This is a genomic window from Enterobacter cloacae complex sp. IR5412 (assembly GCF_049237385.1).
Classification (GTDB): domain Bacteria; phylum Pseudomonadota; class Gammaproteobacteria; order Enterobacterales; family Enterobacteriaceae; genus Enterobacter; species Enterobacter intestinihominis.
In genome coordinates this window covers 1-22,630 of the sequence record NZ_JBMKHQ010000005.1, presented here as the reverse complement: position 1 = coordinate 22,630, position 22,630 = coordinate 1, and the positions used below count along the sequence as shown (strand labels likewise).

General features: G+C 54.6%; 17 protein-coding genes. 5 read left to right on the top strand and 12 right to left on the bottom strand.

Features of this window, described 5'->3' with window-relative positions:
• Positions 1-18: 18 nt before the first annotated feature.
• Positions 19-1,659 carry a dihydroxyacetone kinase subunit DhaK gene (locus ACOTX2_RS10630; protein WP_063147844.1) on the bottom strand — a complete coding sequence of 547 codons (1,641 nt, stop codon included), beginning with the start codon at positions 1,657-1,659 and terminating at the stop codon, positions 19-21.
• A 137-nt stretch (positions 1,660-1,796) separates the two neighbouring features.
• Here ACOTX2_RS10630 and ACOTX2_RS10625 point away from each other — a divergent pair, with 137 nt between their 5' ends.
• Positions 1,797-3,299, top strand: a complete 1,503-nt coding sequence (locus ACOTX2_RS10625) for a helicase HerA-like C-terminal domain-containing protein (protein WP_063147843.1) — start codon at positions 1,797-1,799, stop codon at positions 3,297-3,299.
• Here the strand turns inward: ACOTX2_RS10625 and ACOTX2_RS10620 are convergent.
• A complete protein-coding gene (locus ACOTX2_RS10620) occupies positions 3,279-4,220 on the bottom strand; it encodes a TIGR01212 family radical SAM protein (protein ID WP_100148649.1) in 942 nt (313 codons plus the stop codon). The genes ACOTX2_RS10625 and ACOTX2_RS10620 overlap by 21 nt on opposite strands.
• 687 nt (positions 4,221-4,907) lie before the next feature.
• Between ACOTX2_RS10620 and gltB the strand changes: the two genes are divergently transcribed.
• From gltB to codA, 4 genes are all read left to right on the top strand, one after another.
• Positions 4,908-9,368 (top strand): glutamate synthase large subunit, encoded by a 4,461-nt coding sequence (gene gltB, locus ACOTX2_RS10615; RefSeq protein ID WP_022649542.1) that lies wholly within the window; start codon positions 4,908-4,910, stop codon positions 9,366-9,368.
• Between the two features lie 9 nt (positions 9,369-9,377).
• Positions 9,378-10,796, top strand: a complete 1,419-nt coding sequence (gltD, locus tag ACOTX2_RS10610; RefSeq protein WP_023298729.1) for a glutamate synthase subunit GltD — start codon at positions 9,378-9,380, stop codon at positions 10,794-10,796.
• A gap of 187 nt (positions 10,797-10,983) precedes the next feature.
• Positions 10,984-12,234, top strand: coding sequence for a cytosine permease (gene codB / locus ACOTX2_RS10605; RefSeq protein ID WP_038416800.1), 1,251 nt, complete (start codon positions 10,984-10,986; stop codon positions 12,232-12,234).
• On the top strand, positions 12,224-13,504 hold the full coding sequence (codA, locus tag ACOTX2_RS10600; RefSeq protein WP_063147841.1) for a cytosine/isoguanine deaminase: 1,281 nt from the start codon (positions 12,224-12,226) through the stop codon (positions 13,502-13,504). The genes codB and codA overlap by 11 nt, the downstream gene beginning before the upstream one ends.
• Before the next feature lie 149 nt (positions 13,505-13,653).
• Here the strand turns inward: codA and ACOTX2_RS10595 are convergent, their stop codons facing one another.
• The 10 genes from ACOTX2_RS10595 to rplM form a co-directional block, all read right to left on the bottom strand.
• Entirely contained in the window at positions 13,654-14,358 is a 705-nt protein-coding gene (locus ACOTX2_RS10595; RefSeq protein ID WP_022649546.1) for a DUF1120 domain-containing protein, read from the bottom strand.
• Positions 14,355-14,885 (bottom strand): hypothetical protein, encoded by a 531-nt coding sequence (locus ACOTX2_RS10590; RefSeq protein WP_032626444.1) that lies wholly within the window; start codon positions 14,883-14,885, stop codon positions 14,355-14,357. Before ACOTX2_RS10590 ends, ACOTX2_RS10595 begins: the two co-directional genes overlap by 4 nt.
• Entirely contained in the window at positions 14,882-17,269 is a 2,388-nt protein-coding gene (locus ACOTX2_RS10585; RefSeq protein WP_045308046.1) for a fimbrial biogenesis usher protein, read from the bottom strand. Before ACOTX2_RS10585 ends, ACOTX2_RS10590 begins: the two co-directional genes overlap by 4 nt.
• A gap of 24 nt (positions 17,270-17,293) precedes the next feature.
• Positions 17,294-17,965 carry a fimbria/pilus chaperone family protein gene (locus ACOTX2_RS10580; RefSeq protein WP_022649549.1) on the bottom strand — a complete coding sequence of 224 codons (672 nt, stop codon included), beginning with the start codon at positions 17,963-17,965 and terminating at the stop codon, positions 17,294-17,296.
• 147 nt (positions 17,966-18,112) lie between these two features.
• On the bottom strand, positions 18,113-18,859 hold the full coding sequence (locus ACOTX2_RS10575; protein WP_022649550.1) for a DUF1120 domain-containing protein: 747 nt from the start codon (positions 18,857-18,859) through the stop codon (positions 18,113-18,115).
• 49 nt (positions 18,860-18,908) lie between these two features.
• The gene (locus ACOTX2_RS10570; protein WP_022649551.1) at positions 18,909-19,649 is read right to left on the bottom strand and encodes a DUF1120 domain-containing protein; all 741 of its coding nucleotides are present in this window, start codon (positions 19,647-19,649) and stop codon (positions 18,909-18,911) included.
• A 269-nt stretch (positions 19,650-19,918) separates the two neighbouring features.
• Positions 19,919-20,416 (bottom strand): ClpXP protease specificity-enhancing factor, encoded by a 498-nt coding sequence (gene sspB / locus ACOTX2_RS10565; protein ID WP_032622090.1) that lies wholly within the window; start codon positions 20,414-20,416, stop codon positions 19,919-19,921.
• A 5-nt stretch (positions 20,417-20,421) separates the two neighbouring features.
• A complete protein-coding gene (gene sspA, locus ACOTX2_RS10560; RefSeq protein WP_003860438.1) occupies positions 20,422-21,060 on the bottom strand; it encodes a stringent starvation protein SspA in 639 nt (212 codons plus the stop codon).
• A gap of 307 nt (positions 21,061-21,367) precedes the next feature.
• Complete coding sequence (rpsI, locus tag ACOTX2_RS10555; protein WP_003860436.1) at positions 21,368-21,760, bottom strand: 30S ribosomal protein S9; 393 nt, start codon at positions 21,758-21,760, stop codon at positions 21,368-21,370.
• Positions 21,761-21,775: 15 nt separating this feature from the next.
• Entirely contained in the window at positions 21,776-22,204 is a 429-nt protein-coding gene (gene rplM, locus ACOTX2_RS10550) for a 50S ribosomal protein L13 (protein ID WP_003860434.1), read from the bottom strand.
• Positions 22,205-22,630 lie beyond the last annotated feature (426 nt).

Below are 22,630 nucleotides of genomic sequence, written 5' to 3'. Positions count from 1 at the left end.
GCCTGACCCGGCCTACTTTCACTGCTGCGCCAATACGTTAAATACTTCCGCTACCGCGACCGCTCCCGGATCCATCACCCCATCCAGGTTCTCTTTATTGACATACGACGAGCGTCCCGCGCCGGCTTTCGCCATTTTTGCCGTTGCTTCGGCGCCCTGCTGCGCAGCCTGCGCCGCCGTCCGCAGATCGCTATCCCTTAACGCCTCCAGCGCCGGTTGCAGGGCGTCGATCAGCGTGCGATCCCCAAGATCTGCACCGCCATACTGCTTCATCTGCGCCAGTCCGCTCAACAATGCTTCTGGTAGCGGCTGTCCATCGTGAAGCTTTTGTCCTGCCGCCGTGAAGAAGATCGACATCAGCACCCCGCTCGACCCGCCCATTACCGTAGCCAGCCGCTCCCCCACCAGCAGGAGTAATGTCGGCACGTCGTTAAGGGGCAGGTTGTTCTCCTCAAGTCGCTGCGCAATATCCCGCGCCCCTTGCGCAAAGGTGGAGCCCGTATCGCCATCGCCTACTTTGGCATCCAGCGCGTTGAGGCGGTTTTCCAGCTGGATCAATGTCTTCGTTACCGAAGCGACGGCCTCGCTCACCTGCGGATTGTCCGATGGGGTATATTCCACGCGGTCACGAAGGGCGCTATGGGGGACGGTACGCAGGGGCGCGAACGCGACGGGCTTCTGCCAGCCCAGCGTCTCGACCTCGGCGTGAATCGCCTTCTCGAAGAAATCGTTGAGCTTTAACAGCGTTAGCGAAAACCCTTTCATATCCAGCGCACTCACCAGCGGCGCCGGGCCAATCAGATACGCAATGTTCTCTTTCAGCGCCGAATGCGCCAGCTCTTTGGTGAGCAGAGCCATCTCAAGCGCTGACACGCCGCCGAGGTTGTTGATCAGCACCGCAAAGCGCCCGTCACCCGCCTGCGCGCGTAACGGCGTCACCAGCGTGTCGATAATGGCTTTGCTGTTTTGCGTATCCACGACGGAAGCTCCCGGCTCGCCGTGAATGCCCAAACCCAGCTCGACATGGCCTTGTTTTATGCGCCCCTCTTCATCATCGCTGCCCGGCAGGTTGCACGTTTGCATCGCCACGCCCAGGCTCCAGAGGTTATCGCAGGCCTGTTGCGCTATATCCCGCACGTCGTTTAGCGATTTCCCCTGCTCTGCCGCATATCCCGCAATCTTATGCACCAGCGCCGTTCCCGCGATACCACGCGGCTGCTTGTTATCCGGCAGGGCAATATCATCCGCGACGATAACCATCTCCACCTTCAGGCCGTAGCGTTTGGCTTTTTCCGCCGCCAGGCCAAAGTTAAGCCGGTCGCCGGTGTAGTTTTTCACAATCAGCAGGCAGCCACGATCGCCCGTCACCGCCACAATGGCATTGAGGACCGCATCCACGCTTGGGGAGGCGAACAAATCGCCACACACCGCTGCGGTAAGCATGCCTTTACCGACGAACCCGGCATGTGCCGGTTCATGGCCGGAGCCGCCACCGGAGATCACCGCCACGCGGCTTTTATCCCAGTCGCCGCGTGCCACCACGCGGATGGCCGGATCGATATCCAGTTTGACGAGATTACCGTGCGGCGCGGAGAGAAGTATGCCTTCAATGGCATCGTTGACAAGCTGTTTGCGGTCGTTAAAAAAGAATCTGGACATAGTTTCCCAAAATTTTGTTTACCGTATGCAAAAGCATAGTCCGCACTGGATAATGCGCCGCAAAGTGAGGAATTTACGCAGACATTTTGCCGTCAGGTTGCCTATACTCCACCCAGGACTACGAGAGGACGTGCATCATGAGTACACCATTGTTAATCGCCAGGACGCTGGAAAAAGAGCTGTTTTTACTGCCCGCGATGGCGAACCGTCATGGCCTGATCACCGGCGCGACCGGGACGGGAAAAACCGTCACCCTGCAAAAGCTGGCTGAGTCGTTGTCCGAGGCTGGCGTGCCGGTTTTTATGGCTGACGTGAAGGGCGATTTAACCGGGGTGGCTCAGGAAGGCACGGCGTCAGAAAAACTGCTCGAGCGCCTGAAAAATATCGGCATCACGGACTGGACGCCGCACGGTAATCCAGTGGTGGTCTGGGATATATTCGGCGAAAAAGGGCATCCGGTGCGCGCCACCGTCTCCGACCTCGGCCCTTTGCTGCTGGCCCGTCTGCTTAATCTTAACGACGTGCAGTCCGGGGTGCTGAACATTATTTTCCGTATCGCCGACGATCAGGGCTTACTGCTGCTCGACTTCAAAGATCTGCGCGCCATCACCCAGTACATTGGCGATAACGCCAAATCCTTCCAGAACCAGTACGGCAATATCAGCAGCGCCTCGGTGGGCGCCATTCAGCGCGGGCTCCTGACGCTGGAGCAACAGGGCGCCGAGCATTTCTTCGGCGAGCCAATGCTGGATATCAAAGACTGGATGCGCACCGACAGCAGCGGCAAAGGCATCATCAACATTCTGAGCGCAGAGAAGCTCTACCAGATGCCGAAGCTCTACGCCGCCAGCCTGCTGTGGATGCTCTCTGAACTCTACGAACTACTGCCGGAAGCAGGCGATCTGGAAAAACCCAAACTGGTGTTCTTCTTTGACGAAGCGCACCTGTTGTTTAACGACGCGCCGCAGGTGCTGCTGGATAAAATTGAACAGGTTATCCGCCTGATCCGCTCCAAAGGCGTCGGGGTCTGGTTTGTGTCGCAAAACCCGTCGGATATTCCGGACAACGTACTGGGGCAACTGGGTAACCGCGTGCAGCACGCCCTGCGCGCCTTTACGCCGAAAGATCAAAAAGCGGTGAAAGCCGCGGCGCAAACCATGCGTGCCAATCCGGCCTTTGATACCGAAACCGCCATTCAGGCGCTGGGCACCGGTGAAGCGCTGATTTCGTTCCTCGATGCAAAAGGCAGCCCGACAGTTGTCGAGCGCGCGATGGTGATTGCGCCCTGCTCGCGCATGGGGCCAGTAACGGACGATGAACGCAACGGCCTGATCAAGCTCTCCCCGGTGTACGGGAAGTATGAAGACGAGGTGGATCGCGAATCCGCGTTCGAGATGCTGCAAAAAGGGGTGCAGGCGACTGCCGAATCGCAGGATGCGCCTGCCGCCAAAGGGCAATCTGTAGCCGTGGACGACGGTATTCTCGGCGGGCTGAAAGATATTCTGTTCGGCAGCACCGGGCCGCGCGGCGGCAAACGCGATGGCGTGGTGCAGACCATGGCAAAAAGCGCGACGCGTCAGATTACCAACCAGATAGTGCGCGGCATGCTGGGAAGTCTGTTAGGCGGCCGTCGCCGGTAGCGGTGGAACCCACGGGCGGCCAAGCGCCGACCCCTGTACGCCGTTCTCCTGTAGATAGCGGTCGATTTCCAGCATCCCCGTCCAGCGGTTCTCACACCAGAGCGGTGCCAGAAGCGTTGGGCGGCGGGCGCTTGCCGAGATGCGGTGGTAAACAATCTCCGGCGGCGTGTGGCGAATCATCTCCCCCGCCGTCACCGTATAGTCGTCGAGTTCGATACCATTTAATCGCCCCGCTTCCCAGGCTTTCGCCATAATGCTTCCCGTAACAATATGCAGCGGGTGCAGCTTAATGCCGTCCACGCCGGTCTCAACAACTTTTTCCAGCGTTTCAAGGCCATGCTGCTGCCCTTCTCCCGGCAAGCCGACAATCAGATGCGAGCAGACTTTTAATCCACGCTCGCGGGCGAGACGCGTGGTGCGCTGGTAGCAGGCAAAATCATGCCCGCGATTGATACGGTGCAGGGTTTTGTCGTGCGCGGTCTGCAAGCCCAGCTCCAGCCAGATCTCGTAGCCCTTCTCTTTGTACTCGCTAAGTAAATCCAGCACGGCGTCCGGCACGCAGTCCGGACGCGTCCCCACGCACAGCCCGACAATGTTCGCTTGAGCAACCGCCTGTTGATACATAGCGCGCAGCACCTGCACCTCCGCCCACGTGCTGGTGTAGGCCTGGAAATAGGCCAGATATTGCTTCGCGCGGTTCACCAGACTCGCCTGATGGGCGAGCTGTTCAGCGATAGATTTATGCTGTTGAGCTTCATCAGCAAACGAGGCCACGTTACAGAAGGTGCAGCCACCACGCCCGATGGTGCCATCGCGGTTCGGACAGCTAAAGCCGCCGTGCAGCGTCAGTTTGTGAACCTTTTGTCCGTAGCGCTGCAAAAGATCCCCACCAAACATATTGACTAATTTCTGTAACTGCATAATCTGATAGACCGTCCCGAAGAAAGGGGACAAGCCTGCCATTTTTAGCCTCTGTCGGCGATGACCTGGATCAATCGCCCTGGACGGCCTTTACCTATTTGAATAAATAATCACGATTACCGAGATTTCATTCACCCTGCACGTAATTACTTTTCCTTATGTTCTGATGGTTTTTTTCATTTATAGCGCCAGGTCTGAAAAACAGTGATTTTATGCGGGTTTGAATGCCACCCCAGATTATTATTCTGCTATAAATCTGCATTTCAGCACGCTGCATTGATAATACCGCTTTCATATAGTGAGTCAGATCACACTCCCCTGCACCTTCCCGGCGCTTTAAGTGGTTGTAAAAATAGTGAAATCATCAATAAAAACAACAACATGATCATTCTTTAGCACGTTTTTGTATAAATAAGATTGCCATTTGACCTGTGTACCAATTCCCGATAAGTTGGAAATCCGCTGGAAGCTTTCTGGATGAGCGGCCTGCTCATCATATTTATGCAGTAATTGAGATTCCCTCTGAAGCAAGTCCTCAAACTTGTTTACCTGCGCGAAAGGATGAAAAAGAGGGCGAATGCGAGGTCCGCGTATGAAACGCTAACCCCGTCGCCATGCTCTTTCTGCGCCTGTGCGCCACGGTAAAGTTCAGTGGGAAGCCCGACGAGCCTGGGGAGGTTCACTGATATGTTGTACGATAAATCCCTTGAGAAGGATAACTGTGGTTTCGGCCTGATCGCCCACATAGAAGGCGAACCTAGCCACAAGGTAGTGCGTACTGCTATTCACGCACTGGCCCGTATGCAGCACCGTGGCGCCATCCTTGCCGATGGTAAAACCGGCGACGGTTGCGGTCTGCTGCTGCAAAAACCGGATCGTTTCTTCCGCATCGTGGCGGAAGAGCGCGGCTGGCGTTTAGCCAAAAACTACGCTGTCGGTATGCTGTTCCTGAATCAGGATCCTGAAAAAGCTGCCGCGTCACGCCGCATCGTTGAAGAAGAACTTCAGCGTGAAACCCTGTCGATTGTCGGCTGGCGCGATGTGCCAACCAACGAAGGGGTGCTCGGTGAAATCGCCCTCTCCTCGCTGCCTCGTATTGAACAGATTTTCGTCAACGCGCCTGCGGGCTGGCGTCCGCGTGATATGGAACGCCGTCTGTTTATTGCCCGCCGCCGCATTGAAAAACGTCTTCAGGACGATAAAGAGTTCTACGTCTGTAGCCTCTCTAACCTGGTGAACATCTATAAAGGTCTGTGCATGCCGGCTGACCTGCCGCGCTTCTACCTGGACCTGGCGGATCTGCGTCTGGAATCGGCCATTTGCCTGTTCCACCAGCGCTTCTCCACCAACACCGTTCCACGCTGGCCGCTGGCTCAGCCGTTCCGCTACCTGGCGCACAACGGTGAGATCAACACCATCACCGGTAACCGCCAGTGGGCCCGCGCCCGTACCTATAAGTTCCAGACCCCGCTGATCCCGGACCTGCACGATGCCGCGCCGTTCGTGAACGAAACCGGCTCGGACTCCAGCTCAATGGATAACATGCTGGAACTGCTGCTGGCGGGCGGGATGGATATCGTGCGCGCCATGCGTCTGCTTGTACCGCCGGCCTGGCAGAACAACCCGGATATGGACCCTGAGCTGCGCGCGTTCTTTGACTTTAACTCCATGCACATGGAGCCGTGGGATGGCCCGGCAGGCATCGTTATGTCCGACGGACGTTTTGCCGCCTGTAACCTGGACCGTAACGGTCTGCGTCCGGCGCGCTATGTCATTACCAAAGACAAGCTCATCACCTGTGCCTCTGAAGTGGGTATCTGGGATTACCAGCCAGACGAAGTGGTCGAGAAAGGCCGCGTCGGACCGGGCGAGCTGATGGTGATTGACACCCGCGGTGGGCGTATTCTGCACTCTGCTGAAACCGACAACGATCTGAAGAGCCGCCATCCGTACAAAGAGTGGATGGAGAAAAACGTGCGTCGTCTGGTGCCGTTTGAAGATCTGTCAGACGAAGAAGTGGGTAGCCGCGAGCTGGACGATGACACCCTCGCGAGCTTCCAGAAGCAGTTTAACTACAGCGCGGAAGAGCTGGACTCGGTTATTCGCGTGCTCGGCGAAAACGGCCAGGAAGCGGTCGGCTCAATGGGTGACGATACCCCGTTTGCTGTGCTCTCCAGCCAGCCACGCATTATTTACGACTATTTCCGTCAGCAGTTTGCGCAAGTCACCAACCCGCCAATCGATCCGCTGCGCGAAGCCCACGTCATGTCGCTGGCCACCAGCATCGGCCGTGAGATGAACGTATTCTGTGAAGCCGAAGGCCAGGCGCACCGTCTGACCTTTAAATCACCGATCCTGCTGTACTCCGATTTCAAACAGCTCACCACCATGACCGAGGAGCACTATCGCGCCGACACGCTCGATATCACCTTCGACGTGACCGAAACGAGCCTCGAAGAGACGGTGAACGCGCTGTGCGACAAAGCCGAGCAGATGGTGCGTAACGGCACCGTTCTGCTGGTGCTGTCTGACCGCAACATCGCGAAAAACCGTCTGCCGGTACCTGCACCCATGGCGGTGGGGGCTATCCAGACGCGTCTGGTGGACAAGAGCCTGCGCTGCGATGCCAACATCATCGTTGAAACTGCGAGCGCGCGCGACCCGCACCACTTTGCGGTGCTGTTAGGCTTTGGCGCCACGGCGATCTACCCGTATCTGGCCTACGAAACACTGGCCCGCCTGGTGGATACCCGCGCGATCGATAAAGACTACCGTGCAGTGATGCTGAACTACCGTAACGGCATCAACAAAGGTCTGTACAAGATCATGTCCAAAATGGGCATCTCGACCATCGCCTCATACCGCTGCTCGAAGCTGTTTGAAGCGGTCGGTCTGCATGACGACGTTGCCAACCTCTGCTTCCAGGGCGTGATCAGCCGTATTGGTGGCGCAGGCTTTGCTGACTTCCAGCAGGATCTGGTGAACCTGTCGAAACGCGCCTGGCTGGCACGTAAGCCGCTGGAACAGGGCGGTCTGCTGAAATACGTTCACGGGGGTGAGTATCATGCTTATAACCCGGACGTGGTGCGCACACTGCAACAGGCGGTGCAAAGCGGCGAGTACAGCGATTATCAGCAGTATGCTGAGCTGGTGAACAACCGTCCGGCGGCGACGCTGCGCGATCTCATTGCCCTCAATCCGGGTGAGGAAGCGGTCAGCATTGACGAGGTTGAACCCGCATCTGAGCTGTTCAAACGTTTCGATACCGCGGCGATGTCCATCGGCGCGCTGAGCCCGGAAGCCCACGAAGCGCTGGCGGAAGCCATGAACAGCATCGGCGGCAACTCCAACTCCGGCGAAGGCGGTGAAGATCCTGCCCGTTACGGCACCAATAAAGTGTCCCGTATCAAGCAGGTAGCGTCCGGCCGTTTCGGCGTAACGCCTGCGTACCTGGTTAACGCCGACGTGATCCAGATTAAGGTCGCGCAGGGGGCAAAACCGGGTGAAGGCGGTCAGCTGCCGGGTGATAAAGTCACCCCGTACATCGCTAAGCTTCGCTACTCGGTGCCGGGCGTGACGCTGATCTCCCCGCCGCCGCACCACGATATTTACTCTATCGAGGATCTGGCGCAGCTGATTTTCGACCTGAAACAGGTCAACCCGAAAGCGATGATCTCCGTGAAGCTGGTTTCCGAGCCGGGCGTTGGCACCATCGCCACCGGCGTGGCGAAAGCCTATGCGGATTTGATCACCATCGCCGGCTACGACGGCGGCACCGGCGCAAGCCCGCTCTCCTCCGTAAAATACGCGGGTTGTCCGTGGGAGCTTGGTCTGGTGGAAACCCAGCAGGCGCTGGTCGCCAACGGCCTGCGTCACAAAATCCGTTTGCAGGTAGACGGCGGGCTGAAAACCGGCCTCGACATCATCAAAGCGGCGATTCTGGGTGCGGAAAGCTTCGGCTTCGGTACCGGCCCGATGGTTGCGCTCGGCTGTAAATACCTGCGTATTTGCCACCTGAACAACTGCGCAACGGGCGTTGCTACCCAAGATGAAAAGCTGCGTAAGAATCACTATCACGGCCTCCCGTTCAAAGTGACTAACTACTTTGACTTCATCGCCCGTGAAACCCGCGAGCTGATGGCGCAGCTGGGCGTGAAGCGTCTGGTGGATCTGATTGGCCGTACCGACCTGCTGAAAGAGCTTGAGGGCTTCACGGCCAAGCAGCAGAAGCTGGAGCTGTCTAAGCTGCTGGAAACCGCTCAGCCGCATCCTGGCAAAGCGGTTTACTGCACCGAGAACAACCCGCCGTTCGACAACGGCGTGCTGAACGCGCAGCTGCTGCAACAGGCGAAGCCGTACGTGGATGAGAAGCAGAGCAAAACGTTCTGGTTTGATATCCGCAACACCGATCGTTCCGTGGGTGCATCCCTCTCCGGTTACATCGCGCAAACGCACGGTGACCAGGGCCTGGCGTCGGATCCGATTACCGCGCACTTCAGCGGTACCGCGGGTCAGAGCTTCGGTGTGTGGAACGCGGGCGGCGTTGAGTTATACCTGACCGGTGATGCCAACGACTACGTCGGAAAAGGCATGGCGGGCGGTCTGCTGGCGGTGCGTCCTCCGGTTGGTTCAGCCTTCCGCAGCCATGAAGCAAGCATCATCGGCAATACCTGTCTGTACGGTGCAACCGGCGGTCGTCTGTTTGCCGCGGGCCGTGCGGGCGAGCGTTTTGCGGTGCGTAACTCCGGTGCCATCACCGTGGTGGAAGGCATCGGCGATAACGGCTGTGAATACATGACGGGCGGAATTGTGTGCGTCCTGGGTAAAACCGGCGTGAACTTTGGCGCGGGCATGACGGGCGGTTTTGCCTACGTCCTGGATGAAGACGGTGAGTTCCGCAAACGCGTGAACCCGGAACTGGTGGAAGTGCTGGACGTTGATACGCTGGCCATCCACGAAGAACACCTGCGCGGCTTAATTACCGAACACGTGCAGCATACCGGTTCTTCGCGCGGCGAAGAGATCCTGGCCAACTGGCCGGCGTTCTCTGCGAAATTTGCGCTGGTTAAGCCGAAGTCCAGCGATGTTAAAGCCCTGTTGGGTCACCGTAGTCGTAGCGCAGCAGAGCTGCGCGTGCAGGCGCAGTAAGGAATTCAGATGAGCCAGAACGTTTACCAGTTTATCGACCTTCAGCGTGTTGATCCGCCAAAGAAACCGCTGAAGATCCGTAAAATTGAATTTGTTGAAATCTACGAGCCGTTTTCAGAAGGCCAGGCCAAAGCACAGGCAGACCGCTGCCTGTCCTGCGGTAACCCTTACTGCGAATGGAAGTGTCCGGTCCATAACTACATCCCGAACTGGCTGAAGCTGGCCAACGAAGGGCGTATTTTTGAAGCCGCCGAGCTGTCTCATCAGACCAACACCCTGCCGGAAGTGTGCGGCCGCGTGTGCCCTCAGGATCGTCTGTGTGAAGGCTCCTGTACGCTGAACGACGAGTTTGGCGCGGTGACCATCGGCAACATCGAACGTTATATCAACGATAAAGCGTTCGAAATGGGCTGGCGTCCGGATATGACCGGCGTGCGTCAAACCGACAAGCGCGTGGCGATTATTGGCGCGGGCCCGGCAGGCCTGGCCTGTGCGGACGTGCTGACCCGTAACGGCGTGAAAGCGGTGGTCTTTGATCGCCACCCGGAGATTGGCGGCCTGCTGACCTTCGGTATCCCGGCCTTCAAGCTGGAGAAAGAGGTGATGACCCGCCGCCGCGAAATCTTCACCGGCATGGGCATTGAGTTCAAACTCAACACCGAAGTGGGCCGCGACGTGCAGCTCGACGACCTGCTGAAAGATTACGACGCCGTGTTCCTGGGCGTAGGCACTTATCAGTCCATGCGCGGTGGTCTGGAGAACGAAGATGCGCCAGGCGTGTACGACGCGCTGCCGTTCCTGATTGCGAATACCAAACAGCTAATGGGCTACGGCGAGACCGCCGATGAGCCGTTCGTCAGCATGGAAGGCAAACGCGTGGTGGTGCTGGGCGGCGGTGATACCGCGATGGACTGCGTGCGTACCTCCATTCGTCAGAACGCGGCGCACGTCATCTGTGCTTACCGTCGTGACGAAGAGAACATGCCGGGCTCTAAGCGCGAAGTGAAAAACGCGCGTGAAGAGGGCGTGGAGTTCCAGTTCAACATCCAGCCCCTGGGTATTGAGGTGAATGCCAACGGTAGAGTGAGCGGCGTGAAGATGGCGCGCACGGAGATGGGTGCGCCGGATGCGAAAGGCCGTCGTCGCGCGGAGATCGTGGCCGGTTCTGAACACGTGATCCCGGCTGACGCCGTGGTGATGGCGTTTGGTTTCCGTCCTCACAGCATGGAGTGGCTGGCGAAGCACAGCGTAGAGCTGGACTCTCAGGGCCGCATAATTGCGCCGGAAGGCAGCGACAACGCGTTCCAGACCAGCAACCCGAAAATCTTCGCCGGTGGCGACATCGTTCGCGGCTCTGACCTGGTGGTGACGGCGATTGCCGAAGGCCGTAAAGCGGCTGACGGGATCATGAACTTCCTGGAAGTGTAAGCCCCTCTGACTCCCCGGCAGAAGCATAAAGCGGAACGCTGGGGAGCCTGTTTTCAGTAGCCTGCCCTTAAGTTAATGATACCTTTTTAAGCAAAAAAGCAGCATGAATCCCGACGTAAACGTTTGCTTTCATGAAAAAAATGTATATTATGCGGCGGATTTTTTGGCCAAAATTCAAGGAGGCGTTGTGTCGCAAGATAACAATTATAGCCAGGGCCCCGTCCCTCTGGCGGCGCGGAAAGGCGTGATTCCACTCACTTTTGTGATGTTAGGGTTAACCTTTTTTTCCGCCAGTATGTGGACCGGAGGTACGCTCGGTACCGGTCTTTCCTATAATGATTTCTTCCTCGCAGTTCTCTTCGGCAATCTCCTCCTCGGTATCTACACTGCTTTTCTTGGCTACATTGGCGCAAAAACCGGCCTCTCAACCCATCTTCTTGCGCGTTACTCGTTCGGTATAAAAGGTTCCTGGCTTCCCTCCATGCTTTTAGGCGGTACGCAGGTAGGATGGTTTGGCGTCGGCGTAGCGATGTTTGCCATCCCGGTGAGTAAAGCCACGGGCATCGACGTCAATATCCTGATCGCGGTATCCGGTCTGTTGATGACTATGACCATCTTCTTTGGTATCTCAGCGCTGACGATTCTGTCGATCATCGCCGTTCCCGCGATAGTTATCCTCGGCAGCTACTCCGTCTGGCTGGCGGTGGACGGCGTGGGCGGGCTGGATCATTTAAAAGCGATGGTGCCACAGACCCCGCTCAATTTTTCAGGCGCGCTGGCGCTGGTCGTCGGCTCCTTCATCAGCGCCGGAACGCTGACCGCCGACTTCGTCCGCTTTGGGCGTAACGCGAAAGGCGCCGTGGTGGTGGCAATGGTGGCGTTTTTCCTTGGCAACTCGCTGATGTTTATCTTCGGTGCGGCAGGCGCCGCGGCAGTTGGACAGGCGGATATCTCGGACGTGATGATCGCTCAGGGGCTACTGCTGCCCGCCATTATCGTTCTCGGCCTGAACATCTGGACAACCAACGACAACGCGCTCTATGCGTCGGGTCTGGGCTTTGCCAACGTGACCGGCCTTTCCAGCCGCACGCTGTCGGTGGTTAACGGTATTATCGGCACGCTCTGCGCGCTGTGGCTGTACAATAACTTTGTCGGCTGGCTCACCTTTCTGTCGGCGGCGATCCCTCCCGTCGGTGGGGTGATTATCGCCGACTATCTGATCAACCGCCGCCGCTACGCCAGCTTCCATAGCGCTACCTTTGTGCCGGTCAACTGGGTAGCCATTCTTTCGGTCGCGCTCGGCGTGGCTGCCGGGAATATTATTCCCGGTATAGTGCCGGTGAATGCGGTCCTCGGTGGCGTATTCAGCTACCTTCTGTTAACCCCCTTTGTCAGACGTACCTTTGCTACCGCCCCGGAGGCTCCCCATGCAGAATAATACCCTCACCATTCGTCAGGCCCGTTTACAGGGGCAAGAGGGGTTATGGCAGATCGCAATTGAAAACGGGCGCTTTAGCCGTATTGAACCGCAGGACGCGGCATCGTCACCTGTGGGCCAGGTGCTTGATGCTGAAGGCGGGCTGATCATTCCCCCTTTCGTTGAGCCGCATATCCATCTGGATACCACTCAAACGGCTGGTGAACCGAACTGGAACCAGTCTGGTACCTTATTCGAGGGGATTGAGCGCTGGGCTGAACGTAAGGCGCTGCTCACCCACGAAGATGTTAAGACCCGCGCAATGCAGACGCTGAAGTGGCAGATGGCCAACGGCATTCAGCATGTGCGTACTCACGTTGACGTCTCCGATCCCACGCTGACGGCGCTGAAAGCGATGCTGGAAGTGAAGCAGGAGGTCGCCCCGTGGGTCGATCTGCAAATCGTGGCGTTCCCCCAGGAGGGCATTCTTTCTTATCCCAACGGTGAAGCGTTGCTGGAAGAGGCGGTGCGTATGGGGGCGGACGTCATTGGCGCAATTCCGCACTTTGAATTTACCCGCGAGTATGGTGTGGAGTCGTTGCACAAAACCTTCGCACTGGCGCAGAAGTACGACAGGCTGATCGACGTACACTGCGACGAAATCGATGATGAACAGTCGCGCTTCGTGGAAACCGTCGCCGCGCTGGCGCACCGTGACGGGATGGGCGCGCGCGTTACCGCCAGCCATACCACAGCGATGCACTCCTATAATGGCGCCTACGCGTCCCGCCTGTTTCGTTTGCTGAAAATGTCGGGCATCAACTTCGTCGCCAATCCGCTGGTGAACATCCACCTTCAGGGCCGTTTCGACACCTATCCTAAGCGCCGCGGCGTAACGCGCGTGAAAGAGATGCTGGAGGCGGGGATCAACGTCTGCTTTGGGCATGATGACGTTTTCGATCCGTGGTATCCCCTGGGCACCGCCAATATGTTGCAGGTGCTGCATATGGGTTTACACGTCTGCCAGCTGATGGGGTACGGGCAGATTAACGACGGGCTGAATCTGATCACCACCCACAGCGCGAAAACGCTCAACCTGCAGGACTACGGCGTGAAGGTGGGTAATTCTGCGAACCTGGTTGTTTTACCGGCCGAAAATGGCTTTGATGCGGTTCGTCGCCAGACGCCAGCGCGTTATTCTGTTCGTCACGGGCGGGTTATCGCCGAGACGGTACCCAGCCAGACAACGCTGCATCTGACGCAGCCGGAAGCGGTGACCTTTAAACGGTAATTATCGCTTCAGGAAATCTCATCCGGAGACGTATCAGCCTGTTTACGCTTTATCAGGTCTACAAATCGCAGCCTCTTTGCAGACCTGGTAAGCGCGGCGCCAGCGGTGAACTGGCGCGTCTATTTTCGATATTCTTTTGCAGAAAGAGATTATAAATAGACCAGCGTAATCACCGCCTCGCCGTCCAGCTTGATTTCTTGCCCGCTGCCAAGCCCGTTGGCGACTGCGGCACTCACCTGTAGCGGAACGACCGCCGATGAGATCGGCTGCGGAATATCCGTGCCTTTTTGCACAAACGTATAGAAAAAGTCCTGCTGGGTCGGCAAGGGCAATAGCGTCGTGCGCGTCCATGGACCATTTTTGGTCGCGGCCCCGGCGATCTCCACCTGAACAGCGGCACTTTCGTCGGCTGCCGTCACGCCTGCCGCGTTAATTTGCACCCCATAACTGCCAATCGGCTTCTGCTCGCTGGTCAATCCTAAACCAAACAGGCGGGTCGTATCACGCACATAGGCACCGTTATTTATCTGGAATTTTACCCCTTCTTGCCCGGATTTATCTTTGCCAACGACCACGGAACTGGCGCGGGTATCACGCGCGGTAATCGCAACTCCCGTAGAAGATTCACACGTCACCGATAGTGTAAGATCGCGAGTACCAAGCTGTGTGAATGCGCTGGAGGAGAGCGACCCCGCATAGCGCGTGCCGAAATCTGCCACACCGCCATTGCTCAACGCCGGTGTACAGGCGGCAGCGTCAACGGTGACATCCACATCAATATTGACCGTATCAGTTGCCCATACCGCTGAAGCGGCAGACATTCCGCAGAGTAATAGCGCTATACGCTTTTTCATTGTACATCCATCCTTACGCGTAAATTTCCGCGCCACACTTCTCTGTCCGTAATATGGTTACTTTTGAAGCGCGGTTTGATGGTAAGCGTGACAGACGCCGTTTTTCCCCGCAGCTCCTGACCGTTGATAAACGCAATCCCTTCGTTAAGCGCTGGCGCGATCTCTCTCACGCCGCCATTGGTAACCCACGGGTCGCCGGCATGGATAGCCGCCAGATTGACTGTACGATCGTCCACCGTTGCCTGCGCGGCAGTAACGCGCATGACGCCGTTATCACCAAAACCAAATTCATGCCCTTTCGGTACGTTACTGCCCAGAAAGAGACGAATACGCGACGGTTCATCGCATATCACGTTCAGGACAATCTGTTTCTCCGGCATCTCAATCAACCTGTTCCCTTCCGCCTGGCGCTCTGCGGCACTCATACGGCCATAGCTGAGTTTTTGCTGGCTTGATACTAACTGGCAGTCAGCCATAGCATGCAGAGAAAACGCCATTGCGCACACGGCTAAAATAAGCGCCTTCATTTACACACCTCATTGACAGTTTCATAGAATGTATCGGTATTTGCCTCTTTCGGAAGCTTCAGACCAAATGCACAGGTACCGTTATCCAGTTTTGCCACCACCTGTTGAGCAGGTTCAACATCGTTAAAAAAGACCACGCCGTCATCCACTGAGGTCGTAAGATAATTTCCGTGCGAATCCTCAAGGGCGATCCCTTTCGGCAGCTTTTTACCGTTTGCCAGGGTAACGTTCACCAGTGCACGTCGCTGGGTTAACGCAGTAAAATCAAGATGCCCTACCGCTCCTTTGCCAAGCGTGACGACACGGGTTCCATTCCCGATATCCATATTTTTCGGCAATGTTTCCGTATCCACTTCTACCCGCGCTGGGCGCCAGGCTCCCACTGACGGTACCACTGCCTGACCACGGAAGTCGGTCCATACCGGCCCCTGGGGCGTGTCAATCCTCACACCGGAGACGGGTTTATCCAGAGCAGCGATCGCGAACGTGTCGCGGATCGCCCATGGAGAGAACGTAACGCCTTGTCCATGAACCGCGATGCCCCCCTGTAGCGATCCTGAATAGCTGCGGCTATTCTCGTTATCCGAACTGGCGCTCAGGCCAAGCTGCGTATAGTGAAGGTTGCTGCTTATCCCACCGTTTACATTATCGCGATTCGTGGCCTGATCGTGTTCAGCTCCCAGCGACCAGGATGTGGTATCACTTACAACGCCAAGCGCAGAGGCGCCATACCGCGTTTTATGGTCATCATGACGGCTGTACAGGCTTACGCTATTGCTGGCACCAAAAGGAATACTGAGGTTGACGTAGAACAGATCGCCATCATCCTCATTCTCCTCATCTGCACTCAACTGATGTTGCCAGTTCATGGAAATCGTGGCGTACTTGAATGACTTGTTCCAACCCGCAGAGATGAAGCGGGAATCATCTGACTTATCATAACCCTGCGTTTGGTAGTAGCTGGTGCTAAGCGTGCCTAAGTAGGGCACACTCCAGGTCAGCCCGGCGGAATACTCATTTTTATTACCGCTGTCGAAATCATCATCCAGTGCTTCAAAAAGTTCGCGATAGTCTTGCGATTTATGCGTAACAGAGGCGTTAGCCCCCATGCCAAATGCGGGGTCAGAACTCCATGTTGCCGATAGCGTGTACCTCTGCCCTTTCAGTGAATCTTTCGAATCGTTGGACTGGTTCGCCTGGAGTGAAACAAGCCAGGCTGGTAGCGGCACTGTATCAAGGCTGGTGGCGACAGCCTGGTAATCTTCGCCTACGATTGAGCCTGCGTTGACATTCACCCGTTCGCTTAGTTTCCAGCCTCCAGAAAGGCTGGCTACCCATGGCGTTTCACTATAGCTATCGCTCACTCGTCCCAGCGCGAAGTGATATCCTGAAGGCGCCCCTGCGCTCTGGTTATACAGCGCTGCGGGCACCACATAGCTGTGCTGGCTGCCATCGGTTTCCACTACCGTCACGTTCAGATCGCTAACGCCGTTACGTACCGGCACATCGGTGAGATTAAACGGCCCGACCGGCACCAGTGTGCTGTACACCAGAACATTTTGCTGACGCACTTCAATACGGGCCTGAGGCGTATTGGCGATACCGGACACGCTCACTCCGCTACCGCCCTGTTGTAAGGCGCTCTCCGGTGAAAGCTCGATACCATAGATTCCCGTTCCCTGAAGAAGGGAGTTATTGATATTGACCTCGCCCGCCCTCAGGGTACTTTTCAGGGGGACAAAAGTATGCTGCAAATAGGTCGACGAGTTATTACTCTCGAATTCTCCGTCGCTCCGGCTCAGCAGTTGCTGAGTACGTAAGATCCAGTCGTCGAAATTGACCCCACCGTCCAGCATGGCCTGTGAATAGTCAGAGTGCCCGTCACCAAACTCATTGCGCGAGGAGAGAAGAGAATAATTCAACAGCGCAGCAGTGCCACCGGAAGTATAAGCTCCGATATCCGATTCGCTGTTTGCTATCCGATCCGCCGGTACAACCAGACTTAGAGATTCTTGCGCAGGCGAAGCCTCCACAATAGCGCTCGGGATATGACCGGTATAATCGTAGCAGCCGGACTCATAGTCAGAGGGAACTTTTAATCCTGCCTGCTCCATAAAAGGTTTGTCGAAACAGAGATCGCCGTTGTTGTCGAAACGAGCAATAACGTTGCCTTTATTATCACCATTCACCTTCAGAGCGACGGAAACGCTACCCGGTAAATACTTCGTCTTGCGGGAGAAATAATTTGATACGTCCGGGTTTATCCCCAGTGAACGAAGCGTTTCCTGATCAAAATTAATGGCAGCAGTCTCCATCTGCTGAGCCATCGCCTGGCCAGAACAGACCAGGCCAATGAGACAGGCGAGTAACGTTTTTTGCTGCATATCCTTTGCTGTCCTTATAGAGGCTTACTTCAAATCTGTAGTAAAGCGATCCCCTTTATAGCCGTAACGACTCGCCGGATAGAATTCAACTTTATTATCAGAGAAATTTGGTAATGTTGTTTTTATCGAGGTGTGAGGAAGGATGTAGGTCTTATCCAGCACACCCGCTTTTCCTGAGGGTAATGTTTTAAAGGATGCCGTTATACGAACAACGTAATCGCTGGGATTGTTGATAACCAGGCCATCACCCTTTTTGTTCCATGTCAAAAATTTCCATGGCTGCGTCTCCTCAGGTAGACCCGCAGGATGAATTACAACAGGAAGATCCTGGCGGATAGTCAACGCAACTTTATCTTCTCCTTTCTCCTTTGGAGGAATGCCTTCGAACGTGACGCGTTTAAGTTCTTCATACTTCATGGGTTTGCTGGTTTGCAGCAGAAAACGCATTCGCTGTGTTTCCCCGGCGTCGACACGGACTACAGGTTGAGAAACGATTAAACGAATAGATTTATCGCTATCAGGTAAATCTACAATGTTTGTATAAAGCAATGCAGGTTGCGAATCCGTATTTTTAACATTCATACTGGCTTCGCCTTTTTGTGCATCGACTAATAAAACCGATGTTTCTGGAACCATACCGGTGGCACAACACTTTGTCGCTACAGCCAACAACGCAAGATATAGAATTTTCTTCATGACTTTCCACTCACATAAATAAATAAAAATCATACCGGCATTATTTTTATTATTCTTGCGGCAGAGAAAGCTATTTTAATGCAAAAAAAGCGTGACAATGGCTTTTAAATACTCTAACCATTGCCACGTTAATTAAGCGTTAAATTATTAGAGATATACCAGACTAATGGTTGCGTTACCGTCCAGCGTAATTACGTCAGTCGTACCTAATACCGAGTTATCCTGCACTGCAGAGGTAACCAGCAACGGCACGCTAAGCTGTTTGAAGGCTTTTGGCTGCGTGGTACCGGCTGTTGCTACGGTATTCGCTTTTTGGTAGCCCGTGCAGCCATTAAGCGAGCAGAGGTAACCCAGGCCTGGCGCAACTTTCTCCCAGGAACGCTGGCCTTCAGTGATGCTCCCTGTTACCAGGGTGTCAACATTCGCGCCATCCGCTGTGACCGCTTCAGTATTGATGGCAACGGTGTAAGCACCAATGCTCACGCCAGCGGTGGTTTTACCCAGACCAAAGGCACCAGCGGTGTTGCTGAAGTCTGATTTATCCGTACCGCTACCTGCGATAAACGCGGTTGAAGACAGGTTAACGCGACTGTCCAGGCGGTTATCGGTGGAGGTAAAAGCAACGCTCATGTTGCTTTCGCAACTGATATTTAGCGTGATGCTTTTCTGCCCCAATTGTACCAGCTTGTTTGTCGCACCGGTCGGTGCAATATTTTGGTTCAGTACCGTTCCATAATCTACAACGCCGCCATCAGGCAGGGTCGGCGTACATGCAGCCGGGTTAATCGTACCGACAACTTTCAGCGTAACATCGTTAGCGGCCTGGGCAGCAAAAGCGGATAAACCGAAGGCTACGGCGACGGTTGCTGCCGAGAGTACTTTTTTAAATTCCATTATTTTCATTTCCCGATTTATTTTCTACAGCATTTAGCAATAACGAATATCAAAGATAAACAAGGCTCAGCGTGGCATTACCGTCAAGCGTGATAGTATCGCCTGTACCCAATACAGTGTTGTCCTGAAGCGCAGTTGTAATGCGTAACGGCATATTCATAACTTTAAAAGCTTTTGGTGTGGTGGTTCCCGATGCAGCAGCCGTAAAGACACGTGTCTGGCCTGTGCCACTGTTAACTGGTGCAAAAGCACCCGTACTGGATTTTACCCAGGTATAATTTGATGTATCGGTACCTGTGGCTGCAATGAGATCAGCGACAACACCATCTGTTGTTGTATTAACGGGATCTGCTGCAATGACATAGGAGCCAATATTCACACCCGCACTCGTTTTACCCAAGCCATAGGCGTTTCCTGAAGCGTTAGCATTTACATTATCGAAAAACCCATTTTCAATATAAGCGGCGCTCCCCAGGCCCACACGAGTATCATGGCGGTTATCCGTAGAAGTCACCCCAACGCTGGTATCGCTGTCACAGGTAATAGTGAGAGTAATACTTTTAGCCCCCAACTGAACCAGTGTATTCGCCGTGCCAGTTGGATTGATGGTAGAAGCTGGCATTGTGCCATAATCTACCACTCCACCGTTTGGCAGTGAGGGTACGCAGGAACCAGGAACGATATTACCAATAACTTTCAACGTCACATCATTAGCCGCGTGTGCATTTGACATGGCGAGGGCTGCACAAATAGCAGCAGATGAAAATAATTTTTTAAAAGTGATATTCATAATTTGTCCTTAAAAGAAAATCCGTTTTTGTTAACGCACATATATATTTTCACAGGGTGATATCGGATACAATCAAATTAAAATAAAACATTATTGAAGATAAGTTTAACTGTCCTACAGAAAATAACCCAACAAGATTAATCCCATGCCAATTAATAGACCGATATCTTTTGCAAAGACACAAGTTTTTTAGAGAGTAATTTTATGCAGAAAATAAAAAAACCTGCACAGTTGTGCAGGTTCGGAAAAAATATTGTGCTTTATGAAGTTTATTTGACGACACGGAGTGCCGGACGACCACCGCGCGGAGGCGGATCGTCATCAGGGTCATTGTCGTCGTGATGGTCGGGTTTATCGCCATCAATCACAGACATTACCGTGTCGCTTTCACGTTCATCGGATGTCCCATCATCGTTCAGGCTGGCGACCTCTTCATCATAAGCCGCTTCCGGTTCGAACATGGTACCTGCACCGTTTTCACGGGCGTAGATAGCCAGAACCGCAGCCAGCGGAACGGAAACCTGACGCGGCACGCCGCCGAAACGCGCATTAAAGCGCACTTCGTCGTTAGCCAGTTCCAGGTTACCCACTGCACGTGGCGCAATATTCAGTACAATCTGTCCGTCGCGTGCGTATTCCATTGGAACCTGCACGCCCGGCAACGTCACATCCACAACCAGGTGCGGCGTGAGCTGGTTATCCAGCAGCCATTCATAGAAGGCGCGCAGCAGATACGGACGGCGTGGTGAAAGTTGTGACATTTCCACAGTCATTAGCCTCGGCCGAGACGCATTTCGCGCTCCGGTTCAGTTAAGGATGCCAGGAAAGAGTCGCGTTCGAAGACGCGAGTCATGTAGCCTTTCAGCTCTTTCGCGCCAGGACCGCTGAATTCTACGCCCAGGGTTGGCAGGCGCCACAGCAGCGGTGCCAAGTAGCAATCTACCAGGCTGAACTCATCGCTCAGGAAGAAAGGTTTTTGACCAAATACCGGCGCAATCGCCAGCAGCTCTTCACGCAGCTGTTTACGCGCAGCATCCGCTTCTGAAGAGGAACCGTTAACGATAACGTTCATCAGCGAGTACCAGTCTTTCTCGATACGCTGCATGTACAGGCGGCTTTCACCACGCGCAACAGGGTAAACAGGCATCAGCGGCGGATGCGGGAAACGCTCATCCAGGTATTCCATAATGATACGGGATTCCCACAGGGTCAGCTCACGATCCACCAGCGTCGGTACGCTTTGGCTCGGGTTGAGATCGATCAGATCCTGAGGCGGGTTATCCTTTTCCACATGCTCGATCTCAAAACTGACACCCTTCTCGGCCAGCACGATACGAACCTGATGGCTATAAATGTCAGTAGGACCAGAAAACAGCGTCATTACCGAACGTTTGTTGGCAGCGACAGCCATGAAAACCTCCAGGTATATTCAGAATTTTTACTGCTACCAGCCCAACGGGGCCAGCCAGATGATGTATCGCCCATCCCAGAGAAAACACATTGTTCAAGAATCGAACAAAAATCGAGTATTCACCGATATTTGGGCATAAAATTGGATGATAGTTTACCAGATTTTGATGGCTTTGTGGTGAGGGGATGCCGGAAATGTGGAAAAAGAGAAGATATATGAAATGTTACTGTGGATAACCTGCGCATTATCCATAAAAAAACCCGCCGAAGCGGGTTTTTCGCCAATCGTTCTGCGTAAGCAGAATAGATTAACGTTTGGAGAACTGTGGACGACGACGTGCTTTACGCAGACCCACTTTCTTACGTTCAACCTGACGAGCGTCACGAGTAACGAAGCCAGCTTTACGCAGTTCAGAACGCAGGGATTCGTCGTACTCCATCAGCGCGCGGGTGATACCGTGACGGATCGCACCTGCCTGACCGGAGATACCACCACCTTTAACGGTGATGTACAGATCCAGTTTTTCTACCATATCAACCAGTTCCAGCGGCTGGCGAACTACCATGCGGGCAGTTTCGCGACCGAAGTATTGTTCCAGAGAACGCTGGTTAATTACGATTTTACCACTGCCCGGTTTAATGAAAACGCGAGCTGCGGAACTTTTGCGGCGACCAGTGCCGTAGTATTGATTTTCAGCCATTGCCTATAATCCCGATTAGATGTCAAGAACTTGCGGTTGCTGTGCCGCGTGGTTGTGCTCGTTGCCTGCGTAAACTTTCAGTTTACGGAACATAGCACGACCCAGCGGGCCTTTTGGCAGCATGCCTTTAACCGCGATTTCAATCACACGCTCAGGACGGCGGGCAATCATCTCTTCAAAGGTCGCTTCTTTGATACCACCGATGTGGCCGGTGTGGTGGTAGTACATTTTGTCAGTACGCTTGTTGCCGGTAACAGCAACTTTGTCAGCGTTCAGAACGATGATGTAATCACCGGTATCAACGTGCGGAGTATATTCCGCTTTATGCTTACCGCGCAGGCGACGAGCCAGTTCAGTAGCCAGACGGCCCAGAGTTTTACCGGTCGCGTCAACAACATACCAGTCGCGCTGTACGGTTTCTGGTTTAGCTGTAAAAGTTTTCATTAAAAGCTTACCCAAATAATAAGTTACACGTTGGTGAACACCCAAACGTTTAGTCAGTTGAGGTTCACACGACAAAGTCCGGCAAACCTACCCCTTCGAATAGCACATGCCGACACATAGAAAGTTTCGGGAAAAAAACCTTCTCGTAACGTGGGGTCGCAAGATTATAGAGAAGTTGAGGTCAAAGATCGACCCTTAAATGTGATTTGGGATGGGTTTTTCGGGGTTGCGTACTGTGCGGTCTGGTGCCCTCACCCCCAGCCCCTCTCCCACGGGGAGAGGGTAGCGTTTGTTAAGGCCTGGTGCCCTCACCCACAGCCCCTCTCCCACGGGGCTGAGGGTTCCCCACAAATTAATGCGAGCACTGAGCAATCCCCTCGCCCCTCCGGGGAGAGGGTTAGGGTGAGGGGAACATACGGCGGTGGT